Source organism: Rhodococcus sp. BH5, assembly GCF_027583855.1.
Taxonomy (GTDB): Bacteria; Actinomycetota; Actinomycetes; order Mycobacteriales; family Mycobacteriaceae; genus Rhodococcus_F; species Rhodococcus_F qingshengii.
The window spans coordinates 39,046-63,707 of the sequence record NZ_JAJHVW010000014.1; the positions used below are offsets into that span (position 1 = coordinate 39,046).

Below are 24,662 nucleotides of genomic sequence, written 5' to 3' on the forward strand. Positions count from 1 at the left end.
CGCATGGTCATAGCGCTTGCAGCGTTGGTCTTGATGGGAGTCGGCGGCACTGCGATCTGGAGTCACCACCGTTCGAGGGACGCTGAAACCGCACGTGCCGAGGTGATCGGTGTGGCGCCCACGCTCGTCGAGAAGCTCCTGAGCTACAACAGCGATACCGTCGACGACGATCTCGCACGAGCGGCCGAAGGCGCCGGCGGATCGTTTCAGGACAGTTTCACCGAATTCGGATCGAAAACAGTTGCCCCACAGTCGAAGGAGCAGGGAATCAGCACGAAAGCCCGAGTCGTCGATGTCGGTGTGCTCTCCGTTGCCGCGGACCGCGCGGAAGTGCTCGTGTTCGTCGATCAGATCACGACGAGTACCGCGCGGCCGGCACCAGCGTCGACGTCGAGCCGAGTCGAGGTGACACTCGATCGAGTCGACGGCACATGGCTGGTGAGTGCCATGACCCCCGTCTAGTGAAGGTTGTCGCGGCCCGCCATGATCAGCCTGGCAGTGACTTCGAGCCGGTCTGCGATCTGCGAATAGGACTCGTAACCCATGCCGGCTCGAACAAGCGCTCCGGACCAGGAGATTTCGAGTGCTTCGAGTACGTCGGGATCGTATGACGGCCCCAGCGCCTCGATGAGCCGCTCGCGGATGTTCTTGCCGATACGTCCCCGAAGGTGTTCGACGTCGGGATCATTGCCCATCATCGCCGTGGTCACGGCCGCGGCCAGCTCCGGTTCGTCGGAAACGAGGAGTGCGACGCTGCGCAGGACCGAACAGACCTGCGCTTCCCGTTCCGCCTCCGGGGAGGGCTCGTGGGGTACCGCGTCGAGGCGACGCCAGAACAGTTCTGCCACAAGGTGACTCTTGGACGAGAAATAGGTGTATGCCGTAGCCGCGGCGACACCGGCTTCTGCTGCCACCATCCGCACGGTCAGATCGGCAAACCCTTTGTCGCGCAGGACCGTGATCGCTGCCGCGGTCAATCGATCGACGGTTTCGGCTTGCTGCTGGGTCAGTCTGCGGCGAGTGGACTCGAACTTGGTCTTACCAGACATGTGTCCAGACACTACGGGATCAGACCCGTGCGAGCAAAGTGTGCGCTATCGCTGCTCGTTCTCGCTCCCGCTCGGCGTCATGTCTCGCTCCCGCTCGGCGTCATGTCTCGCTCCCGCTCGGTGGGACAGAATTTCGAACCCCCGCGATCGCTAAGTCCATGTGTTAGAACGATTTCTAGAACATGTTCGGAAACTGTGCCCAGAATCAGAGAGGCTGACGATGGCGAAGTGGGACGAGACGTGCGACGTACTCGCTGTGGGATCAGGTGGTGGACTCACCGGCGCGTACACGGCAGCCCGCGAAGGCCTCGACGTCATTGCGATCGAAGCAACCGACAAGTACGGCGGAACAACGGCGTACTCGGGCGGCGGCGGAATGTGGTTCCCGTGCAACGCCGTTCTTCGTCGGGGCGGGGACGTCGACACCATCGAGGATGCGCTGGAGTACTACCGATCAGTGGTGGGTGATCGTACGCCCGCCGACGTTCAGGAAGCCTACGTTCGAGGTGGCGCCGGGTTGATCGACTACCTCGAAGAGGACTCGAACTTCGAGTTCCAGATACTGCCGTGGCCCGACTACTTCGGTGAGGAGCCCAAGGCTCGAGCGAGCGGACGGCACATTGTTCCCAAGCCGATGAACGCGAACAAGCTGGGTGCGCTTCGTGATTCGCTTCGTCCGCCGCTGGCGACGGAACGGCTGGGGGAGGAGTTGCCGAAGTACCTCGTCGGCGGCCAGTCGTTGATCGGTCGATTCCTGTTGGCTCTTGCGGAACTCCCGAACGCCACCATGCACCTGAAGACCACTCTCGAGGAACTGGTTGTCGAGGACGGAGTGGTGGTCGGAGCCGTCGTCGACCGAGATGGTCGGCGTCGAACCATTCAGGCACGCAGAGGAGTGATCCTCGCCGCCGGTGGATTCGAGCAGAACGAGACCATGCGTGCCGAATTCGGTGTCCCCGGATCCGCTCTCGACACGATGGGCTGCCCCGGCAACCTCGGGAAGGCGCACCAGGCGGCGGTCGCCGCGGGTGTCGACACCGACCTGATGGGCGAGGCCTGGTGGTCGCCGGGACTCACCCATCCAGATGGGCGCTCCGCGTTTGCGCTGTGGTTCACCGGCGGAATCTTCGTGGACGACGACGGTCGTCGATTCGTCAACGAATCAGCGCCGTACGACCGCTTGGGTCGCTCTGTCATCGAACACATGCGGGCAGGGAAAGTGACCACGCCGTACTGGATGATCTACGACAACAGAGAAGGCGCAGTGCCGCCGGTGAAGGCACCCAACGTACCCATGGCCCAGACGGAGCAGTACGTGGCTGCGGGGTTGTGGAAGAGTGCACAGACACTCGAAGACCTCGCTGCCCAGATCGATGTTCCCGCAGCGGAACTGGTGGAGACCGTGAAGCGATTCAACGCGTTTGCGGCGACTGGCGTCGACACGGACTTCGGTCGAGGAGACACTGCGTACGACCGCGCCTTCTCCGAGGGGGCTTCGCCGCTCGTACCGATCGATCAAGGGCCGTTTCACGCTGCCGCTTTCGGCATCTCCGACCTCGGGACCAAAGGTGGTCTACGGACCGACGCGACCGGGAGGGTGCTCAAATCCGACGGTACGGCGATTGCCGGGTTGTACGCGGCGGGGAACACGATGGCAGCGGCCAGCGGGACTACGTACCCCGGCGGTGGAAACCCGATCGGAGCGAGCATGCTGTTCAGTCACTTGGCTGCACTCGACCTCGCGAAGCTGCCGTCTTGATCATCAGTCGCTCGTCTCGGGGATGTGGTCAGGCCTTGCCGAGTCCGGCGGCGATTCCCTTGTCCAGTTGGGTGAGCATTGCTGTACCCAACGACGAAAGCTGGGCGACCTGGCGATCGTCGAGGCCCTCGAAGAGGAGACCTTGAACTGAGGCGACGTGCGGCGGTGCGGCCGCGACCACCTTTGCCATTCCCTCATCGGTGAGCACTGCGTTGGAGCCGCGGCTGCCACGAATGACTTCCCGTTTCACCCAGCCGGCCTTCTCCATCTTCGTGATCACGTGCGAGAGGCGGGACAGGGACGCGTTCGCGCGCTGGGCCAGTACCGACAACTGGAGCTTGTGGTCGGGGGCGTCCGAGAGTGCCGCGAGTACGAAGTATTCGAAGTGTGTGAGTGCCGAATCGCGTTGTAGTTGAGTGTCGAGTGCGGCAGGCAACCGTGTCACGAGAGCGATCAGTGTCAGCCATGCTTCTTGCTGCTCGGCTGTGAGCCACTTCGTCTGAGACTGCGCGTCGGGCTGCGCGGTCGGTTCACTCATCGGTGACTTCTCCTTCGGGTCGAGCATTCTTCGTGCACGGAGCGTGCTTGTGTACAGCGTCTCAGACGCATGTCCAGAAGAATCCTGCGGGGAATAGTTGCGGGACGCAAGTGTTGAGTTCTATATTAGGTTGAATCTTCAACTTACGACGAATGTCTATCCCGAGGAGTCCGTATGTCCACCACAACCATGCCTGCGCTGTATCTCAGCCACGGTGCTCCGCCGCTGGTGGACAGCGCGTTGTGGGTCGACCAGTTGGGGGCGTGGGCCGGCGATCTTCCGCGGCCGACGGCAATCCTCGTCGTATCGGCGCACTGGGAATCAGCACCGCTGACGATCGGATCGACGACCACGGGCACCCCGCTCATCTACGACTTCGGTGGTTTTCCCGAGAGGTTCTACCGCGCGAAGTACAACTCTCCCGGCGCTCCGGAACTCGCCGCCCAGGTTGCCGCGTTGATGCCGGACAACGAACGCGTGGTTCAGCAGCCGAATCGAGGCCTGGATCACGGTGCCTACGTGCCGCTCACGGTGATGTACCCGGACGCAGACATCCCGGTACTGCAAATTTCGCTGCCAACCCTCGATCCCGAGCGTTTGCTCCATCTCGGACAGCGCCTACGGCCACTCCGTGAGCAAGGTGTACTGATCGTGGGATCCGGATTCACCACGCACGGGCTACCGTTCCTGCGCGATCCGTCACCGGAGGCGCAGGCCCCGGGATGGTCGGCGGAATTCGACGCGTGGGCAGGGGAGAGGTTCGCTGCCGGTGACGTCGATTCCTTGATCGACTTCCGCGCTCAAGCTCCCGGGATGCCGTACGCGCATCCGACCATCGAGCACTTCGCCCCGTTGTTCGTCACGCTCGGTGCGTCGTCCGATCCGGAACAGGTGCCCACCCAGGTGATCGACGGATTCTGGATGGGGCTTGCGAAGCGCTCGATTCAGGTCGCATAGAGGGTTTAAATCGCGCAGAGAATCAGGTGCCCAGGCACGTCAGCTTCGATTGCGAAGGAACTCGAGCGCCTGGTCTCCGTGGGTGTTGGCGCGTAGTTCACTCGAGATGACTTTGAGGACGGTGCGGTCGGTGTCGATCACGAAGGTCGAGCGTTTGACCGGAGCCAACTTGCCCAGGAGTCCGCGCTTGACGCCGAACTGTTCGGCTACCTTGCCCTCGGTGTCGGCGAGTAGGGGGTAGTCGAAGGATTGTGCGGTGGCAAAGGTGGACTGAGCTTCGACCGTATCGGTGCTGATGCCCGCTCGCGAAGCGCCCACCGCGGCGAATTCGCTGCCGAGGTCACGGAAGTGGCACGCCTCGGCGGTGCACACCGGCGTCGAGGCTGCCGGGTAGAAGAAGAGGACCAAGGGTCCGTTCTCGAGCAGGCTCGTCAGCGAGCGCGGAGTCCCGTCCTGGTCGGGCAGTGAGAAATCGGGAGCGAGTTGGCCTGGTTTCATTCGGCCGAGGTTACCCGCGCACGACGGCCACATGGGGGAGCCTGGGATGATGGAGCCATGCACGGCGAGCCCACCTCCATGTCCGCACGGTCATCCGACACCGCGATCGTCGGTGACGCGTCCGATTCCACCACGACCCGGGAGCAGTTCCGAGCTCTCGCAGCTGAGCACCGGGTCGTTCCGGTCACTCGGAAAGTGTTGGCGGACTCCGAAACTCCGCTCTCGGCGTACGAGAAGTTGGCCGGCAATCGTCCCGGCACCTTCTTGCTCGAGTCGGCCGAGAACGGTCGTTCGTGGTCGCGGTGGTCGTTCATCGGCGTCGGGAGTCCGGCTGCACTGACCGTCGTGGACGGAGAGGCGGCCTGGTACGGCAACGTTCCGGCCGGCGCTCCGGCCGGCGGCGACCCGATCGACGCGCTCGGTGCCACCCTCGAGCTGCTTCGTTCGGAGCGGCTGCCCGACCTGCCCCCGCTGACCGGCGGAATGGTCGGATTCCTCGGCTACGACGCGGTGCGGCGCCTCGAGAGATTGGGTGACTCCGCGGTCGACGACCTGCAGATCCCCGAAATGGTCATGCTGCTTGCCGCCGACATCGCCGCAGTCGATCACCACGAAGGGGCGATCACCCTCATCGCCAATGCCGTCAACTGGGACGGCACGGACGAGCGCGTCGACACGGCGTACGACGACGCAGTCGCCAGGTTGGACGCGATGACTCGTGCTCTCGCGGCGCCGGCGAAATCGACGGTGTCGACATTTTCGAAAGCGACTCCGAACTACCGTCGTCAGCGCACCACCGAGAGCTTCGGTGTCGATGTCGACAAGTTGATCGGCGACATCGAAGCGGGCGAGGCATTCCAGGTAGTTCTCTCGCAGCGATTCGAGATCGATTGCACTGCAGCACCGATCGACGTGTACCGGATGCTGCGAGCGTCGAACCCCAGCCCGTACATGTATCTGCTCAACGTGCCGAACGGTGATGGAGAGACGGCGTTTTCGATCGTCGGTTCGAGCCCGGAAGCACTGGTCACCGTCGCCGAGGGCGTCGCGACAACACACCCGATCGCTGGAACCAGATGGCGCGGTGCCACAGAGGAGGACGACATCCTGCTCGAGAAGGACCTCCTCGCCGACGAGAAGGAAAACTCCGAGCACCTCATGCTCGTCGATCTGGGGCGAAACGATCTGGGTCGTGTCTGTCGCCCGGGCACGGTGAAGGTGCACGACTACCGGCACATCGAGCGGTACAGCCACGTGATGCATCTCGTATCGACGGTCACCGGACATCTGGCCGAGGGAAAGCACGCTCTCGACGCCGTCACCGCATGCTTCCCCGCTGGAACCCTCTCGGGGGCACCCAAGGTCCGAGCGATGCAGCTGATCGAAGAACTGGAACCGACCAGGCGCGGTATCTACGGCGGCATCGTCGGCTACCTCGACTTCGCCGGCGACGCCGACACCGCGATCGCGATCCGAACGGCATTGATCAAGGACGGGATCGGATACGTCCAGGCGGGCGCCGGCGTCGTCGCCGACTCGGATCCGGTCTACGAGGACACCGAGGCCCGCAACAAGGCGATGGCAGTGCTGAGCGCGATTGCGTCGGCGCACACCCTGCGCACCATCGGAGGTGACGATCAGTGAGTGAGAACGAGTCGAGTGCAGCGGAGCCTACAAGCGTTTCTCGTGGCACCGCCGTGCCGAGAACGCTTCTGCTGGCGTTGTCGGCAGCAGCTCTGTGGGGCAGCTCACGAATGACGTGGGTTCATCTGACCTCGAGCGACGGCAAGACGCTGGAGAGGACGACGGATCTCGACGGCAGCACCTGGGCGGCGGCGATGACTCCGCTCGCGCTCGCGCTTCTGGCGGCGATCGCGGCGTCGTTTGCGGTGCGAGGTTGGGCACTTCGGGTAGTCGGACTGTTGGTTGCCCTCGTCGCCATCGCGGTAGCGGTTCCGGCAGTGCAGTTGTTGGTGTCCGGAGCCTCTGCGGACCGAGCGGTGGACTTGGCCGAGTTGTCCGGTCACCCGGAAGATCTCTCGACGACTGTTTCGGTATTGCCTGCCTTGCTTGCGTTGGTCGGAGCGGTGGCGGCGCTCGGCGCGGCGGTACTTCTGATGCGCAAACCTCCAGTGCGAGGCGGGTTGTCGTCGAAATACGACAACCCTGCCGCGCGCCGCGAGGCCGCAGCCAAGCTCGGTCAGGGAGACAAACCCGCATCGGACGAGCCTGTGACACAACGGATGTTGTGGGATGCGCTCGACGCCGGAGAGGACCCGACAGCGACTGACGGGGACGACGGAGTTGGGGGAGACAACGGCGCGAAACCGGGGTCGTCCCACTGAGTAAGACTGAACCCTCACCTGCGTGGGTACCCCGACGGAGTAGCAAAATTTCGTCCCACTAGGCTGAGACCACCCTGATGACGTATCTCACATCGGGCTCTTGCCCAGAAAGGATTCGGGCCACGATGACCGTACTCGACTCGATTCTCGACGGGGTGCGCGCTGATGTCGCCGCCCGCGAAGCCGTACTCGACTTCGCTGCAGTCAAGGCTGCTGCGGCCGCTGCACCGCCTGCACTCGATGCTGCAGCAGCACTTCTGGAATCGAGCATCGGCGTCATCGCCGAGGTCAAGCGAGCGAGCCCGTCAAAGGGTGCGTTGGCCGACATTGCCGATCCCGCTGAGCTTGCCGCGGCGTACCAAGCCGGTGGCGCACGCATCATCAGTGTTCTCACCGAAGAGCGCCGTTTTCACGGCTCGTTGGCCGACCTGGACGCAGTCCGTAAAGCGGTCACCATTCCGGTGCTCCGCAAGGACTTCATCGTGGGGCCGTACCAGATTCACGAGGCTCGCGCTCACGGCGCCGACGTCATCTTGCTGATCGTCGCGGCACTCGAGCAGCAGGCGCTCGCCTCGTTGATCGATCGCACCGAATCTCTGGGAATGACTGCCCTCGTCGAGGTGCACACGGAGGAAGAAGCCAACCGCGCGCTCGAAGCCGGCGCCAAGGTGATCGGTGTGAACGCCCGCAATCTCAAGACTCTCGAGGTGGACAAGAACACCTTCGGTCGCATCGCTCCCGGTCTTCCGACCGAGACGATCAAGATTGCCGAGTCCGGTGTTCGCGGAACTGCCGATCTGTTGGCGTACGCCGGGGCGGGCGCCGACGCAGTGCTCGTCGGTGAAGGCCTCGTGACCAGCGGCGACCCTCGCAAGGCCGTCGCAGATCTGGTCAATGCAGGTGCGCACCCGTCCTGCCCCAAACCGTCTCGATAAATCGCTTCACCCGCCCGGCGTGCTTTGATGCACCCGGGCGGTGACCAGCGACACCGTTGGGGCAGACTGGTGGGGTGACTTCACGTACTCAGGAACCAGGCTCCGGTGCAATATTCAAGGGCGGCAATCTGCCGCCGGCCAGCGCGGGACTCACCGAGCGCTCCCACGATCCCGACGCCGGAGGCCATTTCGGCGTCTACGGCGGACGGCATGTGCCGGAAGCCCTCATGGCGGTTATCGACGAAGTCACTGCGGAGTACGAAAAGGCTCGAGCGGACGACACGTTCTTGAACGAACTCGACCGCTTGCAGCGCGATTACACCGGGCGCCCGTCGCCGATTTTCGAGGCAACGCGAATGAGCGAGTTCGCCGGCGGTGCGCGCATCCTTCTCAAGCGTGAAGATCTGAACCACACCGGTTCTCACAAGATCAACAATGTTCTCGGTCAGGTTCTGCTGGCAAAGCGTATGGGCAAGACCCGCATCATCGCCGAGACCGGAGCGGGCCAGCACGGTGTGGCATCGGCCACCGCCTGTGCACTGCTCGGTCTCGAGTGCGTCATCTACATGGGTGCTGTCGACACCGAACGTCAAGCACTGAACGTCGCACGCATGCGCCTGCTCGGCGCGGAGGTCGTTTCGGTCGAGACCGGTTCGCGCACGCTCAAGGACGCGATCAACGAAGCCTTGCGCGACTGGGTTTCCCACGCGGACAACACCTATTACTGCTTCGGTACCGCGGCAGGCCCGCACCCGTTCCCCACCATCGTTCGGGACTTCCAGCGAGTGGTCGGCCTCGAAACACGCGTCCAGGTTCAGGCACTGACCGGCCGCCTGCCCGATGCAGTCACAGCCTGCGTCGGAGGCGGCTCCAACGCAATCGGAATCTTCCACCCGTTCATCGACGATCTGTCGGTACGGCTGGTTGGCTACGAAGCGGCCGGCGACGGTGTCGAAACCGGAAGGCATGCAGCAACGTTCGCCGGCGGTACCCCTGGTGCATTCCAGGGTGCCTACTCCTACCTCCTCCAGGACGAAGACGGTCAGACCATCGAATCGCACTCGATCTCTGCTGGTCTGGACTACCCGGGCGTCGGACCCGAGCACGCTTACCTGAGCGATATCGGGCGTGCGACCTACGAACCCGTCACCGACAGTGAAGCCATGGATGCGCTGCTGCTGCTCTCGCGCCGCGAGGGCATCATCCCGGCCATCGAATCGGCCCACGCCGTCGCCGGCGCACTCCGACTGGGCAAAGAACTCGGTGAGGGCGCGATCATCGTCGTCAATCTCTCCGGTCGCGGTGACAAGGACATGGACACCGCCGCAAGCTGGTTCGGTCTTTTCGACGGCGCCTCAGGTCAGGCAGCCGCTCCGGATGATGCAGCAGACGAGAACGACAACACGGAAGGCTCGGACAAGTGAGCGAACGACCATCACGCCTCGCACCCACCTTTGCCGCGTGCAAGGCTGACAAGCGTGCCGCCCTCGTCGGTTACCTGCCTGCCGGTTATCCGACCGTTCCCGAATCGATCGACGTGTTCAAGGCGATGGTCGACGGCGGCTGCGACATCATCGAAGTCGGTGTCGCGTATTCCGATCCGGTCATGGACGGTCCGACCATCCAGCGTGCAGCCGAAACCGCACTCACCAACGGCGTTCGCCTTCGCGACATCTTCACCGTGATCGAGCAGATCAGTTCGGTCGGCGGCAAGGCCGTCGTGATGACCTACTGGAACCCGGTACTGCAGTACGGCGTCGACAAGTTCGCACGAGACCTCGCTTCCGCCGGCGGGCTCGGACTGATCACCCCCAACCTCATTCCGGAAGAAGCCGGCGCCTGGATGGAAGCATCCGAGGAGCACCACCTCGACCGGATCTTCCTTGTCGCTCCGTCCTCGACGGAAGAACGACTCGCGATGACACTCGATGCGAGTAGTGGATTCATCTACGCGGCCTCGACGATGGGTGTCACCGGCGCTCGCGACGCCGTGTCTTCGATGGCTCCGGAACTGACCGCACGAATCCGCGCGCATTCCGACATTCCCGTCGGCGTCGGATTGGGAGTTCGCTCCGGCGCACAGGCTGCCGAAATCGCGGCATACGCCGATGCCGTCATCGTCGGCTCGGCTCTGGTCTCCGCGGTCGAGAACGGCCTGGGAGCGGTTCGCTCGCTCACCGAAGAACTCGCCGAGGGCGTCCGCTCGGCTACCGTGGCGTCGTGACCTCAACTGTGGACCTGCTGGCCTATATCCCCAGCCCGCCCCAAGGCGTCTGGTACGTCGGACCGGTGGCGCTTCGCGCCTACGCGCTCTTCATCATCCTCGGCATCATCGTCGCGATCGTGTGGGGAGATCGTCGTTGGGTCGCCCGCGGCGGCGAGAAGGGGACCGTTCTCGACATCGCGATCTGGGCCGTTCCCTTCGGTCTGATCGGTGGCAGGCTCTACCACGTTTTGACCGACTGGCCCGCCTATTTCGGCGAGAACGGTCAGCCACTCGACGCACTCAAGGTGTGGCAGGGAGGCCTCGGAATCTGGGGAGCAGTGTTCCTCGGCGGCATCGGTGCGTGGATCGGCTGCCGTCGACGCGGCATTCCGGTGTCCGCGCTCGGTGATGCGATTGCGCCCGGAATCTTGCTCGCGCAGGCCATCGGTCGTATCGGCAACTACTTCAACCAGGAGTTGTACGGTCGCGAGACCACCGTCCCGTGGGGCCTCGAGATCTTCGAGCGTGTGAACTCTTCCGGCCAGCTCGATCAACTGGCAGGTGTCTCCAACGGAGAAGTCATTCGGGTCGTTCACCCGACGTTCCTCTACGAAGCTGTGTGGAACGTCCTGATCGTGATCCTGCTGGTCCTCGTCGACCGCCGATTCAAGATCGGCCACGGACGTCTGTTTGCTCTGTACGTCGCGGGCTATTGCCTGGGCCGGTTCGTCGTCGAACTGATGCGCGACGATTTCGCCTATGAGATCGCCGGCATTCGCGTCAACACATTCACTTCGGGGATCGTGTTCTTCGCCGCACTGGCCTACTTCTTCCTGGCGAAGAAGGGTCGTGAGGATCCGGCTGATTTGAAGTCGAAGGACTACGTCGCTGCGGTAGCTGCCGGCGAAGCAGGAGTCGCGGCGCCAGTTACCGAAACTGATTCGGCGAAGGCCGATGCGAAAGGCGCCGACGCTGAAGATTCTGAATCCGATGCTGCTGAATCCGCTTCCAGTGAGGCAAGCGCCTCCACGGCAGCGTCGGATGAGTCGTCGGACGCGGTGAAGCTGTCGAAGAAAGACAAGCCGTGACAGGTCCCTATTCGCAGGGGGGATTCCCCGAGGATCAGGGACCGGTCTACGGCGCGCCCAATCCGTACGGATATCAGCAGCCATTGCCGCCTCCATCGATGTACGGGTTCGGAGATCCCTACGCCCCGTACGGTCGGCACCCGGTAACCGGGGAACCGTATTCCGACAAGTCGAAGGGCACCGCTGGACTGTTGCAGATCTTGTTGGGCTTCTTCGGAATCTGTGGAGTCGGGCGCCTCTATATCGGAAGTGTCGGCATCGGATTGTGCCAACTGCTCGGCATGTTCTTCGCGCTGTTCATGTCGGCGTTCCTCATCGGAATTCCATTTGCGATCGGAATCTGGATCTGGGCGTTCGTCGACGGCATCGTGATACTTTCGGGCAATGCGCGGGACGGTGCTCGCCGGCCATTGCGAGGATGAGTCGCGAGCGCGAACCGAGGAAACATGTGTGGGGGACTGGCCTCGAGAAGGTCGAACCTTCTCGAAGTCCGATAACAAAAGCTATTACGTACCGTCGTCGAATCGAAGGAAAGTACGTTGCCTAACTTGAACAAGAATCCGGAACCTTCCGAGTCGGGGGACTCGTCTGGATCACAGCCGCCGGTTCCACCGCAGTTCGGGTCGCCGTTCGACTACGACGCGACGGCGGATGCGTCGTTGACGGAAACCTCGGCACCCACCGAAAAGACGCCGTCGACGGAGACCACCGGCACCGGTCCAGGCTGGGACACGTATTCGGGAGTCGGAAACGGTCCGGGGTGGGGAAACCACCCCATCTACCCGCCGCCGACCGGAACCGAATCGACCACAGCGTTTCCCGCTGCCGATTCTGATTCCACCCCGAATCAGCCGACAGCGCCGTACACGTCGCAGGAAAGTTACGCCGCCCAGAACTATCCGGCGACCGACTATCCGGCGCCGGACTACTCGAGCCCGACCCAAACCCCGACGGACGGTCCCGTCTACGGTGCACCGGCAGATCAGACTCCGAATCCCTACGCGGCTCCGCCGCAGGGCTACCCCCAGCCGGGATACTCACAGCCGGGTTACGGTCAGCCTCAGGGGTACCCACAAGCTCAGGGTTATCCTCAGCCTGGCTACGGCCTGGTCGACCCGTCCGCACCATACGGACGTGACCCGATGACCGGTGAACCGTACTCGGACAAGTCGAAGACGACTGCCGGATTGCTGGGCATTCTGCTCGGCGGATTCGGTGCAGGACGTTTTTATCTCAACCAGCCCGGCATGGCTGTCGCACAGATCGCGGTCACTTGGTTGACGTGTGGAATCGGTGGCATCTGGCCGCTCATCGACGGAATCATGATGTTGACCGGCAGTGTGCGCGATCAGTACAACCGCCCTTTGCGTAGCTGATCGAAACGACCCTCGGCAAGTGTGACCCCCTGATGCCTCGGTATCAGGGGGTCACCGTTTTGCTCTCGCGACCTGCGGTTATGGGCTGATAAACTAGCGCACGTCGGCTGCATGTCCGCGTGGAGGTCGCCGAGTGCCGTTTTCTCGAATACCTGAACCTCGGGGCCTGTACGACCCCGATCAGGAAACCGATTCGTGTGGTGTAGCCGTGGTAGCAGACACCTCTGGACGCCACCTGCATTCCGTTGTCGACGATGCGCTCGCGGTCCTGGGCAATCTCTCCCATCGCGGCGCAGTTGGGCGCGAATCCAACAGCGGAGACGGCGCGGGCATTCTGATTCAGCTGCCGACGGAGTTCTTCGACGCGGTGACCGAGTTCGAGCTTCCACAACCCAACGCGATGGGTGAGAACACCTACGCGGCCGGAAACTGCTTTCTCCCGGTGGATCAGGAAGCACGTCGGCGCGCGGTAGTTCGGATACGCCGGTACGCAGCGGCAGAAGGACTGCAGATTATCGGGTGGCGAGAGGTGCCGGTCGACCGAGACTGCGTCGGAACCGTTGCCGCGCAGTGCGCTCCGTACATCAGTCAGTGTTTTGTGACGTGCGCCGAGACGCGAGATCGTAGTGTGGGCGGAATTGCCTTGGACAGACGAGTGTTTGCGCTCAGGAGACAAGTCGAGCGAATTCATTCGGCCGATGATGCGGTGTATTTCCCCTCGTTGTCCGCCCGAACCATCGTGTACAAGGGCATGCTGACGCCGGCGCAGTTACCCGGTTACTTCACCGACCTACGCGACGACCGAATGCGAACTGCGTTGGCAGTCGTGCACAGTCGATACTCCACGAACACATTTCCGTCGTGGCCACTCGCTCAGCCGTATCGCTGCATCGCCCACAACGGCGAGATCAATACGATTGTGGGAAACAGGAATTGGATGCGCGCTCGCGAGCCGATGCTGCGGAGCACACTTTTAGGTGGGGACATCGATCGCCTGTTTCCGATCTGCACCCCGGGAGGATCCGACTCTTCGTCGTTCGACGAAGTACTGGAGTTTTTGACGCTCGGGGGCCGCAGTGTGCAACACGCCATCGCGATGATGATTCCCGGAGCCTGGGAGAACGATTCTTCGATGCCCGACGAGATAAAGGCCTTCTACCAATTTCACGGTTGTCTGATGGAACCGTGGGACGGTCCGGCGTCCGTGACGTTCAGCGACGGCATTGTTGTCGGGGCCGTGTTGGATCGCAACGGTCTTCGCCCAGGGCGATGGTGGCGGATGAAGAACGACCGTATCGTGTTGGCCAGTGAGAGCGGCGTGTTCGACGCTCCCACGTCCGAGGTGTTGGAGAAGGGGCGCCTCGAACCGGGACGCATGTTTCTCGTGGACACCGCTCGCCATCGCATCGTTTCCGATGCGGAGATCAAGTCCGAACTCGCGAGCACAGCCCCCTACCGGGACTGGGTCGACGGGGGATTGGTCGACCTCGAGGACATCCCCGAGACTGCGCCTGCTCGAGGCGATCCGGCTCCGCTGTTGCAACGGCAGTTGCTCTTCGGATACCACGCCGAGGACCTGCGGGACATTCTTGTCCCGATGGCAAGCTCAGGATCGGAGCCGTTGGGGTCGATGGGTGTCGACACGCCCCTCGCCGTTCTCTCGGATCGGCCGAAGCTGTTGTACGACTACTTCGTCCAGCTCTTTGCTCAGGTGACCAACCCGCCTTTGGACGCGATTCGCGAGGAAGTCGTCACTACGCTTGGTGTCACCCTCGGCGGTGAGCAGAACTTGTTCGAAGCGTCGGCGCTGTCGTGCCGAAGGATTGTTCTCGACAAACCGGTGATCGGACCGGGGAAGATGGCGAAGGTCGCCGAACTATACGGCGCAAGAACTCCGAGAAGCGCTGTCCTTCGCGCAAGTTTCGATCCGAGGGGCAGTCTCACCGAAGGCGTCGAGAGGCTTCGTGAGTCCGCCCGAACAGCCGCCGCAGCCGGTATCGAGATTCTGGTGATCTCCGACCGTGGATCAGGCCCTGAGCAGGCTCCCATTCCGTCATTGCTCGCAGTATCAGCCGTGCACCACGATCTGGTTCGTCATGGCCTGCGGACCAAGGTTTCCCTTGTCGTCGACTCGGGTGACGCGCGCGAAGTTCATCACATCGCGCTGCTGATCGGCTACGGTGCGGCGGCTGTCCACCCGTATCTTGCTCTCGAATCTGTCCAAGCCCTCAGCGAGCAGGACGAACTTCCCGGGATAGATCCGAAGACTGCGTCGGACAACTACCTGAGAGCAACAAATTTCGGCGTGCTCAAAGTGATGTCGAAGATGGGAATCGCTACGGTTCACTCCTACACGGGTGCACAGGTATTCGAGGCCGTGGGCTTGGGTCGAGAGTTGGTCGACGAATACTTCTGCAACACACGGAGCCGGATCGGCGGGATCGGTATCACTGAAGTCGCGCGCGAAGTTCTGATGCGCCACACGGCTGCGTTCTCGTCGTCCGCAGTGCAGCATCGTCAGTTCGACAATCGTCAGTTGACCGACAGTGGACAGTACCGGTATCGCCGCGATGGTGAATTGCATGTGTTCACACCCGAATCCGTGTTCTTCCTTCAGCATGCGACCCGGACCGGGCGAAGTGAGATGTTTCGTCGCTACAGCGATGAAGTCGATCGACTGAGCGCGCAGGGCGGAACACCGCGGGGATTGTTTCGATTTCGGTGTGAGGTTCGTCCGCCGATTCCGCTCGATCAGGTCGAACCCGTCGAGTTGATTCTCGCTCGATTCAACACCGGTGCGATGAGCTACGGTTCCCTCTCTGCGGAGGCGCACGAGACGATGGCGGTTGCGATGAATGCTCTCGGCGGGCGTTCCAACACCGGTGAGGGCGGAGAGTCGCCGGAGCGGTTGCGTGACGACAAGCGTCGAAGCGCTGTCAAGCAGGTCGCGAGTGGTCGCTTCGGGGTGACCAGCGATTACCTGGTCAATGCCACCGACATTCAGATCAAGATGGCCCAAGGTGCCAAGCCGGGTGAAGGAGGGCAGCTTCCGGGGTCCAAGGTGTACCCGTGGATCGCGGAAACCCGGTACTCGACGCCTGGGGTCGGGCTCATTTCTCCGCCCCCGCACCACGACATCTATTCGATCGAGGATCTCGCCCAATTGATCTACGACCTCAGATGCGCGAACAATCGCGCGCGGATACACGTGAAGTTGGTCAGCGCAGCCGGAGTCGGGACTGTTGCGGCAGGTGTGGCCAAAGCGCACGCCGACGTGGTGCTGATCTCCGGTCACGACGGCGGGACGGGTGCTGCGGCACTCTCGTCCATCCACCACGCGGGTGCGCCGTGGGAGATCGGGCTGGCCGAAACTCAGCAGACCCTGGTGCTCAACGGGTTACGCGATCGGATCGTCGTCCAGTGTGACGGGGGTTTGCGCACGGCGCGGGACGTCGTCGTCGCCGCGTTGCTGGGAGCGCAGGAGTACGGGTTTTCCACGGCGCCACTCATCGCGGCCGGGTGCGTCATGATGCGGGTATGTCATCTCGACACCTGCCCCGTCGGAGTAGCGACGCAGAATCCCGAACTGCGCGAGCGATTCACCGGCCGGCCCGAGTACGTCGAGAACTTCTTTCGCTTCATCGCCGCCGACGTACGACGGTTGTTGGCAGAACTGGGGTTTCGAAGTATCGACGATGCGCTGGGGCACGCAGACGTATTGGAAATGTCTCCGGCGGTGGCGCATTGGAAGAGTCGGACGTTGGATCTCTCACCACTCTTCGACGTTCCGGCCACGCCGGCCGGCGCGGCCTACCAACCGTATGTACCTGTTTCGAGCGAACTCGAACGCACCCTGATCGAGTTGGCTGCGAACTCGCTCGAGGACGCTCGACCCGTGCATATCGAACTGCCAGTACACAATACGGATCGAGCGGTGGGAACGAGGCTGGGCGCTGAGGTGACCAGACGCTACGGCGCCGTCGGGCTACCTGACGGCACCATCGACGTCGTGCTCAGTGGAACGGCAGGCCAGTCACTCGGTGCGTTCCTGCCACCGGGCATCTCGCTGGTCGTTGTCGGCGATGCAAACGATTACGTGGGAAAGGGGCTCTCGGGTGGACGAATTGTGCTTCGGCCGAGTGAGGACGCACCCTTCGTGGCCGAGGAGCAGGTGATTGCCGGCAATACGCTGCTGTACGGCGCTACGAGCGGTGCGCTCTATGCCCGGGGGCGTGTCGGGGAACGATTCGCGGTGCGCAACTCGGGTGCGGTCGCTGTGGTGGAAGGCGTCGGCGACCATGCGTGCGAGTACATGACCGGGGGTCGCATCGTCATCATCGGCCCAACCGGTAGGAACCTTGCTGCGGGAATGTCCGGCGGACTTGCCTTCGTACTCGACGTGAAGGCAGAAAAGGTCAACCGCGACATGGTCGTTCTGGAGCAGCCCTCGGCGGAAGACTGTCGTCAGCTGGTCGACATTCTCGGCGAGCATTTGGTTGCGACCGGCTCGCCGGTGGCGGCAAAACTTCTCGACGACTGGGTTGGCCAGAGTCCGAGATTCACCAAAGTCTTGCCTGTCGACTACCGGAAGGTCGTGGAAGAGAACGAACTGGTGGAGCCGGCTCATGCCTGACGCACGCGGGTTCCTCAACGTGAAACGATCCGACGCACCGACCAGACCGACCGACGTGCGCGTCGGCGACTGGGCGTCGGTATACGAGTCGCTGGATCCCGTCGTGCGGAATCGAGACGTATCTGCACAGGCCTCGCGTTGCATGGACTGCGCTGTGCCGTACTGCCATTCGGTCGACATAGGGTGTCCGCTCGGCAATCTCATTCCGGAATGGAACGACCTGGTTCGGCGTGGACGGTGGTCCGAAGCCTCCGAGAATCTGCATTCCACCAACAATTTCCCCGAGTTCACCGGACATCTGTGCCCCGCACCGTGCGAAACGGCGTGCGTTCTCGCACTCGACGACGAGCACACGTCGGGGGGTGTCACCATCAAGCGCATCGAACTGGCGATTGTCGACAACGCCTGGGAGTCGGGTTGGTTGGGGCCGCAGGCTGCGGTAGTTCACAGCGGAAACCGTGTTGCGGTTGTCGGTTCGGGACCGGCGGGACTGGCCGCGGCTCAACAACTGACACGAGCCGGACACAGTGTCACGGTGTTCGAGCGGAGCGATCGGATCGGGGGACTGCTTCGCTACGGAATTCCGGAATTCAAGTTGCCCAAGGCCCTCATCAACCGGCGGCTGGACCAACTGACCGCCGAGGGGACCAGATTCGTCACCGACTGCGCCGTCGGAGTGAACGTGAGCGCGCACGACCTCTCGACGGATTTCGAGGCGGTAGTCCTGGCGGTCGGGGCTGATCGTGCCAGAGACACCGACGTACCGGGTCGTAGTCTTCGCGGAATCCATCGTGCGATGACGTACCTGCGTGCGGCCAACCACGAATGCGAGGGTGATGGTGCGTCGAGCATCTCGGCGCGAGGTAAGAACGTCGTGATCATCGGTGGCGGCGACACGGCCGCCGACTGCCTCGGCACGGTGCATCGCCAAGGCGCCCTCTCGGTGACGGAATTGGACTACCACGTCCCACCTCCGGCACGCCGCGATCGAGATCGCGACCCATGGCCGTTGTGGCCGCGGGTCCTGCGCACCTCGCCGGCGGATGAGGAGGGCAGTGACAAACGATTCCGATGGGCGGCGCAGGAATTTCTCGACGACGGTGGGGGTGCGGTCCGCGCAATCCGGATGGTTCCGGTAGCCGTGTCACGAGCGAAGGACGGACAACGGACCCTGGTGGAGACCGGCGACACGACGGATCTGGTGTGCGAGATGGTCCTACTCGCTCTGGGTTTCGACGGCGTCGAAACCGCCCCGCTGCTCACCGACCTTGATGTCGGCACCGATCCACTCGGCAGAATCGAGTGTGATGTCGGGTGGCAGACCCGGACACCCGGCGTATTCGTCTGCGGCGACGCGCATCGCGGGGCGTCGCTGGTCGTGTGGGCGATTGCCGAGGGACGGTCGGCCGCACGTGCCGTCGACATGTTTCTCACAGGCGAGTCGGCGCTTCCGGCTCCGGTTCATCCAAAGGCATTTCCGCTGTTCGTGAGCTGACCAACTGAATCGAGTAAGTACAGAAAGTGCAGGTCGCAAATGCCGGATAGAAGTGCGGTGGGGTAGCGACTAGGCTCGAGCCGTGAACCGACGGACAAAAATTGTATGCACACTTGGACCTGCGACAGCTTCTGGCGACCGCATCCGTGAGCTCGTGGAGAGCGGCATGGACGTGGCGCGCCTCAACTTCAGCCACGGCGAGCATGCCGATCACGAAGAAAACTACATTCGCGTCCGCGCCGCGTCGGACGCCACCGGAAAGGCCGTCGGTGTTCTCGCCGACCTTCAGGGGCCCAAGATTCGACTCGGTCGATTCAAGGACGAGCGGACCACCTGGGCCAACGGTGAAGAGGTTCGAATCACCGTCGACGACGTCGAGGGAACGCACGATCGCGTCGGCACCACGTACAAGGAATTGGCGCGCGACGCCAAGGCCGGCGATCGACTGCTGGTCGACGACGGCAAGGTCGGCCTGGTCGTCACGTCCATCGACGGCAACGACGTCGTCTGTCGGGTCACCGAAGGCGGTCCGGTCAGCAACAACAAGGGCCTCTCACTGCCCGGTATGAACGTCTCCGTTCCAGCCCTGTCGGGCAAGGACATCGCCGACCTCGAGTTCGCTCTCAAGTTGGGCGTCGACTTCATTGCACTCTCCTTCGTTCGCTCACCGGCGGACGTCGAATTGGTTCACGCCATCATGGATCGAGTCGGGCGCCGCGTTCCCGTCATCGCGAAGCTCGAGAAGCCCGAGGCCATCGACAATCTCGAAGCCATCGTGCTCGCGTTCGACGCCGTCATGGTCGCCCGCGGTGACCTCGGTGTCGAGTTGCCGCTCGAGCAGGTCCCGCTCGTTCAGAAGCGCGCAATCCAGATTGCTCGTGAGAACGCGAAGCCGGTCATCGTCGCGACGCAGATGCTCGAGTCGATGATCGAGAACTCACGTCCCACTCGCGCAGAGGCATCCGATGTCGCCAACGCCGTTCTCGACGGCGCCGACGCAGTCATGCTCTCGGGCGAGACTTCGGTGGGCAAGTACGTCATGGAAACCGTTCGCACCATGGCCCGCATCGTCGAGGCCGTCGAGAACGAATCAACCCGTGTCCCACCGTTGACCCACGTCCCGCGCACCAAGCGCGGTGTCATCTCGTACGCAGCACGCGACATCGGCGAACGTCTCGACGCCAAGGCCTTGGTTGCGTTCACTCAGTCCGGTGACACGGTGCGTCGACTGGCTCGTCTGCACACGCCGCTGCCGTTGCTCGCCTTCACACCGCTGCCCGCGGTGCGCAGTCAGCTGACGCTGACGTGGGGAACCGAGACGTTCCTGGTCGATGCGGTGGCCACCACCGACGAGATGGTGCGTCAGGTGGACAGTGCGTTGCTCTCCCTCGGGCGGTACGTCAAGGGCGACCTCGTGGTCATCGTTGCCGGGTCCCCTCCGGGAACTGTCGGTTCCACCAACCTCATTCACGTCCACCGCATCGGTGAAGAGGACCACTGAGTGACCCACGCGAACGCGTCCACCGACCTCGGTACTCTCCTCGGTTTGTTGGATCTGGAGCAGATCGGTGAAGACGCGTTCCGTGGATACCACCCGAAACAGGTAGGTTCGCGGACGTTCGGCGGTCAGTTGGTGTCTCAGGCACTGATGGCCGCCGGGCGGACCGTCGACGGTGATCGCCCCATCCATGCGGTGAATGCCCATTTCATTCGCGGCGGAGATGTCAAGGCGCCCATCGAGTATCGGGTGGATCGTCATCGCGACGGGCGGGCGTTCGCCAACCGTCAGGTGACTGCCTATCAGGGTGAGAACGAATTGTTCGTGATGCTCGCGGCGTTCCAGGACTCCGGCAAGGGGCTCGACCATGCTGTCGAGATCCCGGATGTTCCACTTCCGGAGTCGTTGCCTCCCATCGGCGATCATCTGGTGGGGTACGAGGAAAAACTGCCGCATTTCAGCGCGGCGCTCAAGCCGATCGACATGCGGTACGCCAACGATCCGGCGTGGATCCTCAAGGGCACCGGCGAGAAACTCAACCACAATCGGGTGTGGATGCGCCCCGACGGTGATCTGCCGGACGATTCGCTCATTCACGCTGCGACGCTGGCATATTCGTCCGACACCACCGTGCTCGATTCGATTCTGACCACTCATGGTTTGTCCTGGGGTCATGATCGTATCGTCGCGGCGACGGTCAATCATTCGATCTGGTTCCATCGCCCGTTCCGGTTCACCGACTGGGTTCTGTACGCCACCGAATCGCCGGTCGCCGCAGGTTCGCGCGGTCTGGCAACCGGACGGTACTTCTCGGTGGAAGGACTGCTGTTGGCGACGGTGGTCCAAGAAGGAATGATCAGGCATTTCCCGCGTAAAGGGGAATGAGATGCGGGCCCGAGACTGAACTCGGGCCCAGAATCAAGCAGACTTGCGATATTGCGGTGAGAGTTCGTCGGCGCGGTCCCACGGAGACCAGTCGACTTTGCGTCCATCGAGTTGGGCCGCAACAACTTCCAAGCCCGCGTGCCAGCCGGCAGCGTGGGCGTACGCGGACTCTTCGTCTTCCATCGTGTGGGTGAGGGTCAGCCAGCAACCGCCGGTGCCGTCCGGTGCCAGTTCCCAATGCAGAGTATCTGCGTCCCAGAGGAATTCGAGAATTCGGTGCGGGTGGACGCTGATGACCGTCCCGCGCGTCACGTGATCTGCTGGCAGTCCGAATCGCTCGACTTGTTCCGGGGTCACCTTGAACAGCAGATCCGCGCCGGGAGTGAGATCGAAATCGACGTCCGCCGGGAACCAGGCGTCGAGGTACTCGCGTTCCGTTATCACTTTCCAGACCTTGTCCGGTGCGTGCGGAATTGCCAGTTGGAAGCTCAGTGACACCCGACCGTCATAGGTCAGGTTTATCTTGCCGTTGTCCATCGGTGCCTCCAATGCTTGGTGCCCGTGCGGTTGCCCCCATCGTGCCATCTAATTGCTTAGGATGGAATAACTGCAGGTCAGATCGTTACCTATTGATAGGTTATGTCGATTTGTCTCGTTTTGAGAGCGGCGTTCCGGATGCGTTTCGTGGCAGTGAGACAAACGCGCGGTACGCTGACCACGCACGACTGGCGCGGGTGGGAATTACCACCGGGGAGTGCACATCGCGAGGCATCGACCGCCTGGGTGCTTCACACATCTTGTGTGAAGGGGATCCATGTCTACCGAGAATCGGCCTACCGAAAACGTCTCTACCAAGAATCTGTCGACCCAGACCGCGCCCGCTCGAATAATCGACGGACGCGCAATTGCCGATGCTGCGCTCGCGGACCTGTCAGTGCGCACCAGGCAGTTTCGTGATGAGGCGGGGCACGTTCCTTGCCTGGCCGCCGTCATCGTGGGAGCGGACCCGGCCTCGAAGGCGTATGTACAGATGAAGGTCAAACGATCTGTCGCCGTCGGAATGACGTCGCGGACGGTCGAACTCCCGGTGAGTACAACCACCGAAGAACTGGTCGACGTGCTGAGAGCGTTGTCGGCGGACCCTTCGATCGACGGCATACTGCTGCAACACCCGGTGCCAGGCCGCATCGACGAACGGGCCGCGTTCGATGCCATCTCGGCCGACAAAGACGTTGACGGCGTTACCTCGGCAGCGTTCGCGGCAATGGCGTTGACCGGTGGGGGATTCGAATCATGTACACCGAGTGGCATCCTGCGCCTCCTCGACGCCACAGGCGTCGAACTCTCCGGAAAGCATGCCGTCGTGGTCGGCCGAAGCCCGATACTCGGATTGCCGATGGGAATGCTCCTCCTGCGTCGAGGCGCAACGGTGACATACTGCCATTCGCGCACCGTCGACCTGGCCGCACACGTCGCCTCGGCAGACGTCGTCATCGCGGCCGTCGGTGTTCCGGAACTGATCAAAGGGACGTGGATCAAGCCTGGGGCAGTGGTGATCGATGCGGGGTACAACGAGGGCAACGTCGGAGATGTGGAGTACGCCGCTGCGCTCCCACATGCCGGTGCGATCACACCGGTGCCGGGTGGCGTCGGCCCCATGACGGTGGCAGTCCTGCTGGAACAAACACTGGCAGCAGCAGTTCGAGCAGCGGAAGTTCGGGCATGCAGTGAGAATCATGACAGTCGTGTTGAACCGGACCCCGCAATCGCCTCGGATCGATTGTGAGACCTCGGTTTCGAGACGGAGTATTCATCCGCCCCGCGATAACCGAATTACCGCGTCGAGCACCGCTGCGCTGGAATGGCTGAGCTGAGCGCGCAATTGGGTATTCGACAGTCAGCTGTCTGCCTTGGGGATGTCGATCGTCAACTGGGACGGTGAATCGGATGTCGATACGGTGTATGCCGGACGGATGTCGACCGTGCCGACAAACGACTGCAGGATCGCACTGTTCCTGGCTGCACTGTCTATGCGCGTGATGTTTTCGCCCTCGTGAGATACGGAGTTGAGCGACGAATCCGATTGGACTCCCATCAGGTCGACTTGAAGTATCGATCGACTTCCGACGTCCACGACTGTGCTGTCATCCGCTCGGATTGCTTCACTGACGTATTCGGTTTTCCAGAACACAGATCCGCTTCCGTCGAAGCGATAGGTGATGCGGGTGAAACCATCGTGATCGATCACGTCGATCTCGGTCACATCGACGCGCGGAGTCGGTGAAGGGACCTCCGTGTCGTTCGGGAACGGGGGAGGCATGGAGATCTCGGTTGGTGGGGCATCGATCGGGGGAGTGCCGACCTGAAGGGCGCCTGTCTGTGTTGCAGCATCGAGGACGGTCTGGGTGGAAGATTCGCCGGCAGTGTCGGATTGGTCGTCAGTCTGACATCCGGGGAGCAGCGCGAAAACAGATATGGCTCCGAGCAGAGCAATCAGGCGACGACCGTTCATGGATCGAATCTAACGGCGGTCGATCTGGGGTACAGCCGAATGCCGAAACCTTGCGGTGCGGCCAGCTGCGGCAGGTGGTGCCCTCGGTGAGACTCGAACTCACACTGGACGGGTTTTGAATCCGTTTCCTCTGCCAATTGGGATACGAGGGCTTGTTGCGATGACTACATTAGAAGATGCGATTTCAATGTCAAACACCGGTACCCTCTAATCGTTCGCGTCTCGTGTCGGGGCGGTTCGATGGAGGAGGATGGTGGCCATGAATTCGCCGCAGCCGCAAGGCAATCAGCTCGCACCCCGTCGTGTTGTCGTCGCTGAAGACGAGGCGTTGATCCGCATGGATCTGGTCGAGATGCTCCGCGAAGAGGGCTACGACGTCGTCGGTGAGGCCGGTGACGGGCAGGTTGCGGTGGAGTTGGCCGAGTCGCTCAAGCCTGATCTGGTCATCATGGACGTGAAAATGCCCAGGAGAGACGGCATCGACGCCGCTTCGGAGATTGCCGCCAAACGCATCGCTCCTGTTGTCATTCTCACAGCGTTCAGTCAGCGCGAGTTGGTCGAGCGCGCACGCGATGCCGGCGCCATGGCTTACTTGGTCAAGCCGTTCTCGATCAGTGACCTCGTTCCCGCTGTCGAATTGGCGGTCAGTCGTTTCCGCGAGGTGACGGCGCTCGAGCGTGAGGTCGCTGATCTTTCGGACCGGCTCGAAGCACGCAAGCTGATCGAGCGAGCCAAGAGTGTTCTGATGGTTCGCCAAGCGCTCACCGAACCTGAGGCGTTCAAGTGGATTCAGCGCGCCGCGATGGATCGGCGCTCCACGATGAAGGCGGTCGCACAGGTCGTACTGGAAACTCTGGGCGGTGAACCGGACGCTTGAGCAAAGTGTCC

At 62.5% G+C, this 24,662-nt stretch carries 22 protein-coding genes, 1 tRNA gene and 1 riboswitch; of the genes, 17 read left to right on the top strand and 6 right to left on the bottom strand.

Features of this window, described 5'->3' with window-relative positions; genetic code table 11:
• The first annotated feature begins 3 nt into the window (after positions 1-3).
• On the top strand, positions 4-462 hold the full coding sequence (locus tag RhoBH5_RS27015; RefSeq protein WP_270009021.1) for a hypothetical protein: 459 nt from the start codon (positions 4-6) through the stop codon (positions 460-462).
• On the opposite strand, the gene RhoBH5_RS27020 is transcribed toward RhoBH5_RS27015, so the two are convergent.
• On the bottom strand, positions 459-1,049 hold the full coding sequence (locus RhoBH5_RS27020; protein WP_003943994.1) for a TetR/AcrR family transcriptional regulator: 591 nt from the start codon (positions 1,047-1,049) through the stop codon (positions 459-461). The two genes, RhoBH5_RS27015 and RhoBH5_RS27020, sit on opposite strands and share 4 nt — an antisense overlap.
• A 220-nt stretch (positions 1,050-1,269) precedes the next feature.
• On the opposite strand from RhoBH5_RS27020, the gene RhoBH5_RS27025 reads away from it, so the two are divergent.
• Positions 1,270-2,808: an FAD-binding protein gene (locus tag RhoBH5_RS27025; protein WP_270009008.1), complete on the top strand. Its 1,539-nt coding sequence runs from the start codon at positions 1,270-1,272 to the stop codon at positions 2,806-2,808.
• 28 nt (positions 2,809-2,836) lie between these two features.
• On the opposite strand, the gene RhoBH5_RS27030 is transcribed toward RhoBH5_RS27025, so the two are convergent.
• Entirely contained in the window at positions 2,837-3,346 is a 510-nt protein-coding gene (locus RhoBH5_RS27030; RefSeq protein WP_030536759.1) for a MarR family winged helix-turn-helix transcriptional regulator, read from the bottom strand.
• A 174-nt stretch (positions 3,347-3,520) separates the two neighbouring features.
• On the opposite strand from RhoBH5_RS27030, the gene RhoBH5_RS27035 reads away from it, so the two are divergent.
• Entirely contained in the window at positions 3,521-4,303 is a 783-nt protein-coding gene (locus tag RhoBH5_RS27035) for a dioxygenase family protein (RefSeq protein WP_003944012.1), read from the top strand.
• Between the two features lie 39 nt (positions 4,304-4,342).
• Here RhoBH5_RS27035 and RhoBH5_RS27040 read toward each other — a convergent pair whose 3' ends face one another.
• On the bottom strand, positions 4,343-4,801 hold the full coding sequence (locus tag RhoBH5_RS27040) for a peroxiredoxin (RefSeq protein WP_030536758.1): 459 nt from the start codon (positions 4,799-4,801) through the stop codon (positions 4,343-4,345).
• 57 nt (positions 4,802-4,858) lie between these two features.
• On the opposite strand from RhoBH5_RS27040, the gene RhoBH5_RS27045 reads away from it, so the two are divergent.
• The 12 genes from RhoBH5_RS27045 to RhoBH5_RS27100 all read left to right on the top strand — a co-directional run bounded on the left by RhoBH5_RS27045 (position 4,859) and on the right by RhoBH5_RS27100 (position 21,262).
• The gene (locus RhoBH5_RS27045; RefSeq protein WP_058227001.1) at positions 4,859-6,445 is read left to right on the top strand and encodes an anthranilate synthase component I; all 1,587 of its coding nucleotides are present in this window, start codon (positions 4,859-4,861) and stop codon (positions 6,443-6,445) included.
• The gene (locus RhoBH5_RS27050) at positions 6,442-7,146 is read left to right on the top strand and encodes a TIGR02234 family membrane protein (protein WP_162114712.1); all 705 of its coding nucleotides are present in this window, start codon (positions 6,442-6,444) and stop codon (positions 7,144-7,146) included. Before RhoBH5_RS27045 ends, RhoBH5_RS27050 begins: the two co-directional genes overlap by 4 nt.
• A gap of 125 nt (positions 7,147-7,271) precedes the next feature.
• The gene (gene trpC, locus RhoBH5_RS27055) at positions 7,272-8,081 is read left to right on the top strand and encodes an indole-3-glycerol phosphate synthase TrpC (RefSeq protein ID WP_003944016.1); all 810 of its coding nucleotides are present in this window, start codon (positions 7,272-7,274) and stop codon (positions 8,079-8,081) included.
• A gap of 74 nt (positions 8,082-8,155) precedes the next feature.
• Positions 8,156-9,505 (top strand): tryptophan synthase subunit beta, encoded by a 1,350-nt coding sequence (gene trpB / locus RhoBH5_RS27060; protein WP_007728699.1) that lies wholly within the window; start codon positions 8,156-8,158, stop codon positions 9,503-9,505.
• On the top strand, positions 9,502-10,305 hold the full coding sequence (gene trpA, locus RhoBH5_RS27065) for a tryptophan synthase subunit alpha (RefSeq protein WP_003944010.1): 804 nt from the start codon (positions 9,502-9,504) through the stop codon (positions 10,303-10,305). The genes trpB and trpA overlap by 4 nt, the downstream gene beginning before the upstream one ends.
• Positions 10,302-11,375 carry a prolipoprotein diacylglyceryl transferase gene (lgt, locus tag RhoBH5_RS27070; RefSeq protein WP_019748656.1) on the top strand — a complete coding sequence of 358 codons (1,074 nt, stop codon included), beginning with the start codon at positions 10,302-10,304 and terminating at the stop codon, positions 11,373-11,375. The genes trpA and lgt overlap by 4 nt, the downstream gene beginning before the upstream one ends.
• Positions 11,372-11,797, top strand: coding sequence for a TM2 domain-containing protein (locus tag RhoBH5_RS27075; protein ID WP_270009009.1), 426 nt, complete (start codon positions 11,372-11,374; stop codon positions 11,795-11,797). The genes lgt and RhoBH5_RS27075 overlap by 4 nt, the downstream gene beginning before the upstream one ends.
• A 126-nt stretch (positions 11,798-11,923) precedes the next feature.
• The gene (locus RhoBH5_RS27080) at positions 11,924-12,751 is read left to right on the top strand and encodes a TM2 domain-containing protein (protein WP_047272252.1); all 828 of its coding nucleotides are present in this window, start codon (positions 11,924-11,926) and stop codon (positions 12,749-12,751) included.
• Between the two features lie 133 nt (positions 12,752-12,884).
• Positions 12,885-17,384 carry a glutamate synthase large subunit gene (gene gltB / locus RhoBH5_RS27085; RefSeq protein WP_270009010.1) on the top strand — a complete coding sequence of 1,500 codons (4,500 nt, stop codon included), beginning with the start codon at positions 12,885-12,887 and terminating at the stop codon, positions 17,382-17,384.
• Positions 17,377-18,879, top strand: a complete 1,503-nt coding sequence (locus RhoBH5_RS27090) for a glutamate synthase subunit beta (protein WP_065454987.1) — start codon at positions 17,377-17,379, stop codon at positions 18,877-18,879. The genes gltB and RhoBH5_RS27090 overlap by 8 nt, the downstream gene beginning before the upstream one ends.
• An 82-nt stretch (positions 18,880-18,961) precedes the next feature.
• Positions 18,962-20,380 carry a pyruvate kinase gene (pyk, locus tag RhoBH5_RS27095; RefSeq protein WP_003944038.1) on the top strand — a complete coding sequence of 473 codons (1,419 nt, stop codon included), beginning with the start codon at positions 18,962-18,964 and terminating at the stop codon, positions 20,378-20,380.
• Positions 20,381-21,262 carry an acyl-CoA thioesterase gene (locus tag RhoBH5_RS27100; protein ID WP_003944096.1) on the top strand — a complete coding sequence of 294 codons (882 nt, stop codon included), beginning with the start codon at positions 20,381-20,383 and terminating at the stop codon, positions 21,260-21,262. It abuts the gene before it with no gap.
• A gap of 33 nt (positions 21,263-21,295) precedes the next feature.
• Here the strand turns inward: RhoBH5_RS27100 and RhoBH5_RS27105 are convergent, their stop codons facing one another.
• Complete coding sequence (locus tag RhoBH5_RS27105) at positions 21,296-21,799, bottom strand: SRPBCC domain-containing protein (protein ID WP_030536752.1); 504 nt, start codon at positions 21,797-21,799, stop codon at positions 21,296-21,298.
• A gap of 174 nt (positions 21,800-21,973) precedes the next feature.
• Positions 21,974-22,054: riboswitch (ZMP/ZTP riboswitch) on the top strand.
• A 22-nt stretch (positions 22,055-22,076) separates the two neighbouring features.
• On the opposite strand from RhoBH5_RS27105, the gene RhoBH5_RS27110 reads away from it, so the two are divergent.
• Entirely contained in the window at positions 22,077-23,048 is a 972-nt protein-coding gene (locus tag RhoBH5_RS27110; protein WP_064689630.1) for a bifunctional 5,10-methylenetetrahydrofolate dehydrogenase/5,10-methenyltetrahydrofolate cyclohydrolase, read from the top strand.
• Between the two features lie 111 nt (positions 23,049-23,159).
• On the opposite strand, the gene RhoBH5_RS27115 is transcribed toward RhoBH5_RS27110, so the two are convergent.
• Both RhoBH5_RS27115 and RhoBH5_RS27120 read right to left on the bottom strand, forming a co-directional pair.
• Positions 23,160-23,774, bottom strand: a complete 615-nt coding sequence (locus tag RhoBH5_RS27115) for an AMIN-like domain-containing (lipo)protein (RefSeq protein WP_270009011.1) — start codon at positions 23,772-23,774, stop codon at positions 23,160-23,162.
• Positions 23,775-23,849: 75 nt separating this feature from the next.
• A tRNA-Leu gene (locus tag RhoBH5_RS27120) sits at positions 23,850-23,926 on the bottom strand.
• Positions 23,927-24,033: 107 nt separating this feature from the next.
• Here RhoBH5_RS27120 and RhoBH5_RS27125 point away from each other — a divergent pair.
• A complete protein-coding gene (locus RhoBH5_RS27125) occupies positions 24,034-24,651 on the top strand; it encodes an ANTAR domain-containing response regulator (protein ID WP_003944029.1) in 618 nt (205 codons plus the stop codon).
• Positions 24,652-24,662: the final 11 nt, after the last annotated feature.

Coding starts and splice junctions, on each gene's coding strand:
- RhoBH5_RS27030 (WP_030536759.1), bottom strand. CDS start 3,346: ATGAGTGAACCGACCGCGCAGCCCGACGCGCAGTCTCAGACGAAGTGG.
- RhoBH5_RS27125 (WP_003944029.1), top strand. CDS start 24,034: ATGAATTCGCCGCAGCCGCAAGGCAATCAGCTCGCACCCCGTCGTGTT.
- trpC (WP_003944016.1), top strand. CDS start 7,272: ATGACCGTACTCGACTCGATTCTCGACGGGGTGCGCGCTGATGTCGCC.
- RhoBH5_RS27040 (WP_030536758.1), bottom strand. CDS start 4,801: ATGAAACCAGGCCAACTCGCTCCCGATTTCTCACTGCCCGACCAGGAC.
- RhoBH5_RS27045 (WP_058227001.1), top strand. CDS start 4,859: ATGCACGGCGAGCCCACCTCCATGTCCGCACGGTCATCCGACACCGCG.
- RhoBH5_RS27110 (WP_064689630.1), top strand. CDS start 22,077: ATGTCTACCGAGAATCGGCCTACCGAAAACGTCTCTACCAAGAATCTG.
- RhoBH5_RS27020 (WP_003943994.1), bottom strand. CDS start 1,049: ATGTCTGGTAAGACCAAGTTCGAGTCCACTCGCCGCAGACTGACCCAG.
- RhoBH5_RS27115 (WP_270009011.1), bottom strand. CDS start 23,774: ATGAACGGTCGTCGCCTGATTGCTCTGCTCGGAGCCATATCTGTTTTC.
- RhoBH5_RS27090 (WP_065454987.1), top strand. CDS start 17,377: ATGCCTGACGCACGCGGGTTCCTCAACGTGAAACGATCCGACGCACCG.
- RhoBH5_RS27035 (WP_003944012.1), top strand. CDS start 3,521: ATGTCCACCACAACCATGCCTGCGCTGTATCTCAGCCACGGTGCTCCG.
- RhoBH5_RS27025 (WP_270009008.1), top strand. CDS start 1,270: ATGGCGAAGTGGGACGAGACGTGCGACGTACTCGCTGTGGGATCAGGT.
- RhoBH5_RS27105 (WP_030536752.1), bottom strand. CDS start 21,799: ATGGACAACGGCAAGATAAACCTGACCTATGACGGTCGGGTGTCACTG.
- RhoBH5_RS27015 (WP_270009021.1), top strand. CDS start 4: ATGGTCATAGCGCTTGCAGCGTTGGTCTTGATGGGAGTCGGCGGCACT.